A 1,455-nucleotide genomic window follows, 5' to 3' on the forward strand; every position below is an offset into this window, starting at 1 on the left:
AAATCCTGTCCCCGCAACCAAACTTACCAAAACGGCCCGCCAGGCGCAAAGCCGGCGGGCCGTTTTGCGTTGCGCCGCCTTGGATCCGGCCTGACCGCCCCAAGCAGACCAAGCCGGCGACCCGGACAAAAATCAAATCCTCCCCCCAAAACCAAATCAAAAAGACAGCCGCCAGGCTTCAAGTCGGTGGGCCGTTGCGTATCCGGATCACCGTGGAGTGTCGATCCAATCCTGTCCAGGCCCGCAAAAGAGGCGACCCCGATGCCGCGGACAAAAATCAAATCAGTGAAGACATGGAGGGATGGCCAGGTTCAAGATCGATTGGCCGCCAAGCATGAACAGATTAGCCGGTTGGGCTTTAACTCAGCCGGCTTCCTCACACGCTATCGGATGGTGGATAGCAGGATCTGCGGCCTCCGCTCGCACCGAGACCCTCGATCGCGTGGTGCTGCCCCAATCGGTAGTCCAATTCCGCCGAATCGGGACCGAGGCGATGCCGCTTGGCGGGTTATGATGATGAAGCGTCGCCGAATCGGCAGTGGATTGCCAGCTATCGCTATCTATTGTCATCAATAACGCTCGAGCCATGATCTCCCCCAGGAGGTCGCCATACCCAACCGCGCTTTGAACGAGCACTGTGAGAGCTTCATCAGGAAACAGCTCGAGTTCGGCCGCTACAACAATGCCAGTGAGGTTGTCCGCGCCGGCCTGCGCATACTCGAGGATTTCGAGGCGGAAGGGGAAAGTGGCTGTGCGAGAAAATTCCCGCGCGTCTGGCCGAGCTCCAGCAGGATTCGACGAAGGGAATTCCAGCCGAAACGGTCTCTTCCGAGCTTGAAACACGCCATCGCGCGAAGCAGGCGAAAGCCAAGTAGGGAATGGGATACCGGATTGTCTTTCATCCGGTGGCACAAGCCGAACTCGAACATTCCATGACGGCATAGCCGAACGGGGCGTCGCCGGCGATTGCGTGGAATTTTATCAATGGTATCCGCGATCATTGTCTGGGCTTGTCGACTTTTCCACAGCGAGGCACTGAGCGGATCGCGATCATGCCTGGGCTGCGGATTGTTGGCTGCCGGCGCTGGATCAGCATTGCCTTCGCGGTCGAGGGCGAGCAGGTGCTGATCCTGGGCATCTTCTACGCGGGCCGAAACATCAACACCGGAATTGCTGGAGAATCGGCGTTGAAAGCCGCTCGGGCGCGTTCGGTGGCCGTTTTGGGGCGCCAGTTTTTCAAAGCGAAGTATGCTCGGCATGGGGTCTGAGGCGAGTATCCCAGGCGTGACCAACCGCGGAAAGCGGCGCGGAAACTCAGCCTAGCCAACTCACGAATTTCGGCCCAGTGGATATCTCCCCGAAAAATCGAAAAAACATCTGAGATCGGTGTTGACAGTTTGTCGGGGTGGCGACTATATACGCCTCACGAACGAGGGCGGTGCGCCGCTGGCGACG

At 58.6% G+C, this 1,455-nt stretch carries 2 protein-coding genes and 1 pseudogene; all 3 read left to right on the forward strand.

Annotation, left to right across the window (positions count from 1 at the left end):
* The coding region (locus O7A60_RS31635) for a hypothetical protein (RefSeq protein WP_337109568.1) at positions 1 to 338 on the forward strand (338 nt) is incomplete at its 5' end.
* Between the two features lie 271 nt (positions 339 to 609).
* A pseudogene (locus O7A60_RS31640) lies at positions 610 to 875 on the forward strand (type II toxin-antitoxin system ParD family antitoxin).
* A 177-nt stretch (positions 876 to 1,052) separates the two neighbouring features.
* Positions 1,053 to 1,268 (forward strand): hypothetical protein, encoded by a 216-nt coding sequence (locus O7A60_RS31645; protein WP_337109569.1) that lies wholly within the window; start codon positions 1,053 to 1,055, stop codon positions 1,266 to 1,268.
* Positions 1,269 to 1,455 lie beyond the last annotated feature (187 nt).

The sequence above is a fragment of the Mesorhizobium salmacidum (SeqCode) genome (assembly GCF_037179605.1).
Taxonomy (GTDB): domain Bacteria; phylum Pseudomonadota; class Alphaproteobacteria; order Rhizobiales; family Rhizobiaceae; genus Mesorhizobium; species Mesorhizobium salmacidum.

Excerpts from the sequence above, each read along its gene's own strand:
- O7A60_RS31645 (WP_337109569.1), top strand. The coding sequence starts at position 1,053 with ATGCCTGGGCTGCGGATTGTTGGCTGCCGGCGCTGGATCAGCATTGCC.